We start from the raw sequence: 7,671 nt of genomic DNA, 5'->3' as shown, positions 1-7,671 counted from the left end.
CTCAGTGCCGGAGGTCGACCCGCGAGTGCTGCGCCCGTGCACGGACGACTCCGACGACTGGTGCCACTGGACGAGGGCGGCTGCTCTGGCTGCGGTGTTGTGCGCGGAACGGGGCGATCGGCGCGGGATGCGTGTCTGGCTCGACGCCGTCCGGGAAGGCGCCACGCGGATCGGTGCCGAGCACGAACTCAGGGACCCCGTCGTCGCGCTGAGCTGGCTGATCGCGGGTGAACGCGACATCGGCGCGACCGTAGGCTCCGGGCCGGTGACGGGAGGAATGCTGCGCGCGCTGCAGGCCGCGATGGGCGGGGACGTTGACCTGGGGCTGCGCGTGCTCGCGAGCGGCGGATCGGGGATGCCCGCCGACGCGGATCCGTTCGTTCCGGGATTCGAGCACAGCCCCGTCGTCCAGGCGTATCGCGCGGTCGTCGAGGTTCTGTTGCTGGTGTGGCGTGGCGACATCGGCCTCGCGCGCGACCGGTTGATCCAGGCCGCACTCGTGCTGCCGGTGTCATTGCCACTCGCCGGGTTGGGCGTGGTGCTGGCCAGACGTCTCGACCTCGCCGTGCTCGGTGAACTCGGACCGTACGCCCGATCGCTCACCGAAGGGCTGCCGGCGGGCGCGAGGATCGACCGTCTCGTCGACCGCGGCATCCAGTCGTTTCTCGCCGGTTCATTCGACGACGCTGCAGCCACCATCCGTCTCTGGGCCGACCTCGGATCGGCGCGGACCACCATGACGGTTCCCGCGCTCGACGAGCTGGCGCTCGATCCGGACGGACGCTCGACACCCGCGCCATCCATCGAGCCGCCGGAGATCGCCCTCGCGCAGAGTCTGCGCGTCCGGCTGGCGACGGCTGGCGATGGTCGCTGGCGTTCCGAGTGCGTCGAAGTGCGCGAGGAGGCGCGGACGCTCCGCTCCCCGTTCGCGCGCGCGAGGGTGGAGACGATGCTCGGCACCCAGTACGCCATCCGCGACGATCATCCCTCGGCTCGTATCCACCTGGAGCACGCCGAGAGGTTGTTCGAGCTGTGCGGTGCGACGGCATGGGCGCGCACGATCCGCGGACGGCTGGACAGGCTGGACGCCAAGGAGGGGAGCATCGTTCCCACCGTCGATCCGCTGGCGGCGTGTCGAGCCGCATGGTCGCTGCAGCTGACCGCGCGCGAGCTGGAAGTCGCGATGTACGCCGTCGGCGGGGCGGCGAACCGTGACATCGCCGAGATGCTCAATTTCTCGGTCCGTACGGTGGAGGTCCACCTCGGCCGGGTCTTCGCGAAACTCGATGTCCGCAGTCGGGTCGAGCTGACGGTGCTGGCACATCGCACCGACCATCACCTCTGAGCTCGTCAGCGCGGCAGCGAGAGGGCCATCCCGTCGGCTTCGGCGAGACCGTCGGCGATGAGCGAGTCGATCGCCCGGTCGCGCTGACGGGGATCCGGCCACTCCGGGAGCACGAGATCGAGCGGCACCGCCTCCGGGGACCGATCGCGCAGCAGCCGCAGCACGGCACCGCGTGCCTGTCGATCCGAGCCTTCGTAGGTGGCCTGGCGACGGCGTTCATCCCCGGTGTCCGGCCTGCCGGCTGCCAGCCACGCGCAGCTGTTGGCCAGGGGGCACTGCTCGCATCGCGGTGCCCGCGACGTGCACACGGTCGCGCCGAGCTCCATCATGGCGGCGTTGAACTCCGCGGCGTCGGCCAGTGAGTCGGGCAGGAGGGAGTCCATCAGCTCCAGGTCGCGCCGCGAGGGCGGTGCCGGCTGGGCCCGCCCCTGAACAGCCCTGGCCAGGACGCGCCGAGTGTTCGTGTCGACGACCGGGTGACGGTCGCCGTAAGCGAAGACCGCGACCGCGCGGGCCGTATAGTCGCCGATGCCGGACAGGGCGAGCAGGGCCTCGACGTCGCGCGGCACGATCCCGCCGTGCCGCTCGGTGATCTCGACAGCCGCCCGGAACAACCAGAGCGCGCGACGCGGGTATCCGAGATTGGCCCACTGGTGCACGACTTCCGCGGCCGAGGCAGAGGCCATCGCCGCGGGTGTGGGCCAGCGCGCGAGCCACGCCTCGAGGTGCGGGACGACTCGGGAGACCGGAGTCTGCTGAAGCATGAATTCGCTGACCAGGACGCCCCACGCGCCGAACTCGTCATGGAACTCCGCTCGGCGCCACGGCAGGTCTCGAGCGGTCGATCGATACCACGTCGGCAGGCGCGATACGACATCGGACGGGGCCTGCGGTCCGGGCATCCCTCCAGCGTACGTGAGCCGTGACCCGTGGTCGGTCCGGCGATTCACGGTGCGGCACCGGGGGCTGCCTCGGACCGGGGGCGCGCGCGTCGTCGGTAGGCTGAGGGGATGGTCTCGCCCGGCATCCTTCTCGTCGACAAGCCCGCTGGGCTGACCAGCCACGACGTGGTCGCCCGCACGCGGCGCGCGTTCGGGACGCGGAAGGTCGGCCATGCGGGGACACTCGATCCGATGGCGACCGGACTCCTCGTCATCGGCATCGAAGGTGCCACCCGACTGCTCACCTACATCGTCGGCGCGGACAAGACCTATGAGGCGACGATCCGTCTCGGACAGATCACCGGGACCGACGACGCCGAGGGCGAGATCCTGACGACCGCCGAACCCGAGGCATGGAGCGCGGTCACGGATGCCGCGGTCGACGAGGGCATCCTGGCGCTGACCGGCGAGATCTCGCAGGTTCCCAGCTCGGTGTCCGCGATCAAGGTCGACGGACGGCGTGCATACGATCGCGTCCGTGCCGGCGAAGAGGTCGTGCTCGCCGCGCGGGACGTCGTCGTGTCTCGCTTCGACGTGTCGGCACGGCGTCAGCAAGACGGTTTTCTCGATCTCGATGTGATCGTCGACTGCTCTTCCGGCACGTACATCCGGTCGCTCGCCCGTGACCTCGGCGCCGCACTCGGTGTCGGCGGACACCTCACCGCGCTGCGGCGCACGCGGGTCGGGCCGTTCGAAGTGACGGATGCCGTCGGTCTCGATGCGCTCGAAGGCGCGCCGACGCTGACTCCAGGCGACGCGGCGGGGCGCATCCTTCCGGTGCTGGAGATGTCCGCGGAAGAAGCACGGGACCTCCGACACGGCAAGCGACTGGGAGGGCAGGCCGCCCGCCTCGCAGACGCTCTCGGTGCCGCGATCGACCCGGATGGCCTTCTGGTGGGCATCGTCGAGAAGCGGGGCGCAGATCTGAAGAGCGCCATGAACATGCCGGAGGCCGACCGATGATCCTGTGGCTCACGATCGCGCAGATCGCAGTCGCCGTCGCTGCCGGGATCTTCTGCATCGTCGCCGGACTGAGTGGTCGGCGACCGAGCGACATCAGCGTCGGGGCGCTCGCCCTCGTGGAAGTGCTGCTCGTCGTCCAGGTGATCGTCGCGATCGTCGCACCGCTCGCCGGCAACCCGCCGACGGGGGACTTGCTCGAGTACTGGGTCTACCTGGTGTCGGCGGTGCTCCTGCCCATCGGAGCCGTACTGTGGGCGCTCATGGAGCGCAGCCGGTGGAGCACGGTGATCCTGGGGGTGGCGGCGCTCGCGATCGCGATCATGCTGTGGCGCATGCAGGTCATCTGGACCGTCCAGATCGCGTGACGCGAGGGGTCGTGGCGGAGTCCGGTGCCCTCCCGCGGCTCTAGGATGGAATGCGCTATGAGCTCCACCGCCCCCTCCACTCGGATGACCGGAATCGGTCGCGTCCTCGTGATCGTCTACGCCGTCATGGCGCTGGCCGCCACCGGCCGCAGCTTCGTGCAGATCGTCCGCCGATTCGACGAGGCACCGCTGGCGTACTCCCTCTCCGCACTCGCTGCGGTCGTCTACATCCTCGCGACCCTCGCGCTCGTCCTGGCCCGTCGTCGTGGGTGGTACACCGTCGCCTGGGTCGCGATCGTCTTCGAGCTCACCGGTGTCCTCGTAGTGGGACTGCTGAGCATCCTGATGCCGGCGCTGTTCCAGCACGAGACGGTGTGGTCGCTGTTCGGGCGCGGTTACCTGTTCATCCCGCTGGTCCTCCCGGTGTTCGGAATCTGGTGGCTGCGCACGCACCGCCCCGTGGATGCCGCGATTCCGGCCGAGGTGCACGCGTGATCGTCTTCCGCAGCCCGGAGGAGGTTCCCGGCGGATTCGGCCCGAGCGCCGTCGCCATCGGCAAGTTCGATGGTGTCCACGCGGGTCATCGTGCGGTCATCGAACGGCTGAAGGAAGCCGCCGCCGCCACCGGGAGCCGCGCGGTCGCCGTGACCTTCGACCGCAATCCGCTGGCAGTCATCCGGCCGGATCGCTGTCCCGAGAACGTCGTCACGGTCGAGCGCAAGCTCGAGCTGCTGGGCGGCCTCGGGCTCGACGCGACGCTCGTGCTCACGTTCGACGAGGAGATGGCCGCCCGCAGCGCGGAGGATTTCGTCGTCGACATCCTCGTCGGTGCGCTGCAGGTGTCGACCGTCCTGGTCGGTCAGGACTTCCGCTTCGGGCACCGAGGCGCGGGCACGCCCGAGCTGCTACGCGAACTCGGCCCTCGCTACGGCTTCTCCGTCGAGGTCGTCGACGATGTGTACCTTCCCGGTTCCCCTCGCCGCGTCTCGTCCAGCTGGATCCGAGAGCTGCTGATGGAGGGGGACGTCGCTTCGGCCGCCACGGTGCTCGGGCGCTATCCCGACGTCCGCGGCGAGGTCGTCCACGGCCTCAAGCGCGGGCGGGAGCTGGGGTTCCCCACAGCCAACCTCTCGACCATCGTCGACGCCTTCGTCCCCGCCGACGGGGTGTACGCCGGGTGGCTCGTCGACCACGACACCGGCATCCGTCATCCGTCCGCGATCTCGGTGGGCACGAATCCGACCTTCGACGACGTGCTCGTACGTCAGGTCGAGGCGCACGTGCTGGGGGAGACCGGGCTCGACCTGTACGGACATGATGTCACGGTCGAGTTCGTGGCGAGGTTGCGGGGCATGGTCGCCTTCGAGGGCATCGAGAAGCTGATGGAGCAGATGGGTGCGGACGTCACGGACGCTGCTCGGGCTCTCGGCATCACATCCGCATAATCGCCCTGCCACGGTGCTTCCCGGTCGTCGTCCGACGACTCGGCGTGGGCGATCTGCAGGACGACCGTCCGATGACATAGAATGGAGTCGGCTCCCGCCGATTCTCACGCTTCTCGCGTGCTTCGACGGGAAGACGACCCACTGTTCGTACGGTCCTGGCTCACGCCACACGCGGACAACGAGAACGGTTCAGGGCTTCATGGGGAAGCCGGAGCCTTCACGCTCAGGAGGAGCATGCCGACTACGGCAACCGCCGCCACGCGGCGCAAGAAGACGTCCCGTCGCGACGATGAGGCACCCCTCATCCCGATCCTGGCGCGCAAGGTGCGCGAGATCGAGGCGAAGTCGCAGCGCGGGAAGCTCGGCCCGACGAACCGGGTGAAGTTCCAGGTGATCGCGTTCCTGGTGCGCGAGGAGCGCGCCAGAGTGAAGGCGGACGCCGAGATCGGTGACCCGGCACGCGCTGAGCTGCTGAAGCGCCTCGACGGTGTGGCCACCATCCTCGCCAAGACGGCCGCGCGCGACACGTCGCTCATCCAGCTGCTCGAGGCCGACCAGGCGACGTCGCCGGTCGCCAAGCGCATGCGACGCGACTGGCTTCTCGAGTCGGGAGCGGAGCTCGCTCCCGAAGAGCTGATCATCGCCGATGCCGCACCCGTTCAGATCTCCACGGTTCCCGCGGCGATCGCCGAGCGACAGGTCACGCCTCCTTCGGTCGAGTCGCGGCAGCTGGCGAACCCGTTCCTCGCTCCGGATCTCACGCCGCGCCCGGCTGCGACCCCGCGCCGCCGCCTCGACGGCTGGGAGCTCATGGGCCCGCTGTACAAGGCGTTCGAGACCGGAGCCGGCGGATCCGCTGCGTCGATGGATCTGCCGCCGGCGCCGGAGTACGACCACATCTCGCCCAAGGGCCTCGAGGTCATGGTGCATCAGTCGCGGTTCCTGGAGGCGGTGAAGGCGGGTCACCGCAGCTTCCTCCTGGCAGACGAGCCCGGCCTCGGCAAGACGGCGCAGTCGGTGCTGGCAGCCTCGGTGGCCGGTGCGTACCCGCTGCTCGTCGTCGTGCCCAACGTCGTGAAGATGAACTGGGCGCGCGAGGTCGAGCGGTGGACGCCGCAGCGCCGCGCCACGGTCATCCAGGGCGACGGCACCGACATCGACGCGTTCGCCGACGTGTTCATCGTGAACTACGAGATCCTCGATCGGCACATGTCGTGGCTGGCCTCGATCGGTCTGCGCGGAATGGTCGTCGACGAGGCGCACTTCATCAAGAACCTCTCATCGCAGCGCTCCCAGAACGTCCTCTCGCTGGCTGCTCAGGTGCGTGAGCGCACGCCGGGGCATGATCCCCTTATGCTCGCCCTCACGGGCACGCCGCTGATCAACGACGTCGAGGACTTCGACGCGATCTGGCGCTTCCTGGGGTGGACCACGGGCGAGAAGCCCGGCCCGGAGCTGATGGAGAAGCTCGACGCCACGGGGTTCACCCCGGCCGATAAGGCGTTCTACCCCGAGGCACGCGACGCCGTCATCTCGATGGGCATCGTCCGACGCAAGAAGAAGGACGTCGCCGCCGATCTGCCGGACAAGCTGATCGCCGACCTGCCCGTGCAGCTCGACGACGAGTTCGGACGGAGCATCCGCCAGGCCGAGCGCGAACTCGGCGAGCGGCTCGCGGCTCGGTACCGTCGCATCATCGAGGCCCGCGGAGACCGTGGACTGGCGCCCGGGGAGATCGACGAGGACATCGTCCGCCTCGTCGCCCAGAACGAGCTCGAGGAGTCGAAGGCTGCGGGCACCGGAGGAGACAACGTCTTCACGATGGTCCGCCGAATCGGCCAGGCCAAGGCGCAGCTCGCGGCGGACTATGCCGCGCAGCTGCAGCGGTCCGTCGGCAAGGTCGTCTTCTTCGCGAAGCACATCGACGTGATGGACCGTGCGGAGGCGCACTTCGCCGCCGTGGGCATCCGGTCGGTGTCGATCCGCGGCGACCAGACCTCGACGACTCGTCAGCAGGCGATCGACGACTTCAACAGCGACCCTTCCGTGGGGATCGCGGTCTGCTCGCTCACCGCGGCCGGCGTCGGTCTGAACCTGCAGGCGGCGTCGAACGTCGTCCTCGCAGAGCTGTCCTGGACGGCGGCCGAACAGACTCAGGCGATCGACCGCGTGCACCGCATCGGTCAGGACGAGCCGGTCACGGCGTGGCGGATCATCGCCGCGCACACGATCGACACCAAGATCGCTGAGCTGATCGACCAGAAGCAGGGCCTCGCGGCACGCGCGCTCGACGGTGAGGCCGTCGAGGAGTCGGCCGCAGAACCCGTGCAGCTGGCGGCTCTCATGCACCTGCTGCGGCAGGCTCTGGGCGCGGCATAAGAGTGAAGAACTCCGGTTCTTAACGTCGGTTTCGCCTCTTCGACGTTCGGGATCAAGAAGTTCGTCGAGATCGGCGGATCGCGGTGTCAAGATCAACGGTTTTCGTCGGCTTCGAATGGCGCCCGGGTACGTGGGGCGCTAGTGTCGATCGAAGGCAGCGTCGCCTCTTTCCCCCATCTCCCGAACGTCTGAAGGCACCAGCATGAAGATCGGCATCCTGACGAGCGGCGGCG

General features: G+C 69.0%; 7 protein-coding genes. 6 read left to right on the top strand and 1 reads right to left on the bottom strand.

The features are described 5' to 3' along the window. Nucleotides 1-1,345: response regulator transcription factor (locus ACNPM4_RS10715; protein ID WP_448985669.1), on the top strand; the 1,345-nt coding region annotated here is incomplete at its 5' end. A 5-nt stretch (nucleotides 1,346-1,350) separates the two neighbouring features. Here ACNPM4_RS10715 and ACNPM4_RS10710 read toward each other — a convergent pair. Then, a complete protein-coding gene (locus ACNPM4_RS10710; protein ID WP_105709757.1) occupies nucleotides 1,351-2,247 on the bottom strand; it encodes an HhH-GPD family protein in 897 nt (298 codons plus the stop codon). A 108-nt stretch (nucleotides 2,248-2,355) separates the two neighbouring features. Between ACNPM4_RS10710 and truB the strand changes: the two genes are divergently transcribed. The 5 genes from truB (at nucleotide 2,356) to ACNPM4_RS10685 (ending at nucleotide 7,438) form a co-directional block, all read left to right on the top strand. Then, nucleotides 2,356-3,249, top strand: a complete 894-nt coding sequence (truB, locus tag ACNPM4_RS10705; protein WP_448985668.1) for a tRNA pseudouridine(55) synthase TruB — start codon at nucleotides 2,356-2,358, stop codon at nucleotides 3,247-3,249. Next, nucleotides 3,246-3,614 carry a hypothetical protein gene (locus tag ACNPM4_RS10700; protein WP_105709759.1) on the top strand — a complete coding sequence of 123 codons (369 nt, stop codon included), beginning with the start codon at nucleotides 3,246-3,248 and terminating at the stop codon, nucleotides 3,612-3,614. Before truB ends, ACNPM4_RS10700 begins: the two co-directional genes overlap by 4 nt. Nucleotides 3,615-3,671: 57 nt before the next feature. Then, nucleotides 3,672-4,109, top strand: coding sequence for a hypothetical protein (locus ACNPM4_RS10695; protein ID WP_258133965.1), 438 nt, complete (start codon nucleotides 3,672-3,674; stop codon nucleotides 4,107-4,109). Next, the gene (locus ACNPM4_RS10690) at nucleotides 4,106-5,059 is read left to right on the top strand and encodes a bifunctional riboflavin kinase/FAD synthetase (RefSeq protein WP_029263661.1); all 954 of its coding nucleotides are present in this window, start codon (nucleotides 4,106-4,108) and stop codon (nucleotides 5,057-5,059) included. The genes ACNPM4_RS10695 and ACNPM4_RS10690 overlap by 4 nt, the downstream gene beginning before the upstream one ends. A 234-nt stretch (nucleotides 5,060-5,293) precedes the next feature. Next, nucleotides 5,294-7,438 carry a DEAD/DEAH box helicase gene (locus ACNPM4_RS10685; RefSeq protein ID WP_029263660.1) on the top strand — a complete coding sequence of 715 codons (2,145 nt, stop codon included), beginning with the start codon at nucleotides 5,294-5,296 and terminating at the stop codon, nucleotides 7,436-7,438. The last annotated feature ends 233 nt before the right edge of the window (nucleotides 7,439-7,671 follow it).

The organism is Microbacterium umsixpiens (genome assembly GCF_053543675.1).
The sequence above is the reverse complement of the archived record's forward strand: the minus strand, read 5'-3'. Positions and strand labels throughout refer to the sequence as shown.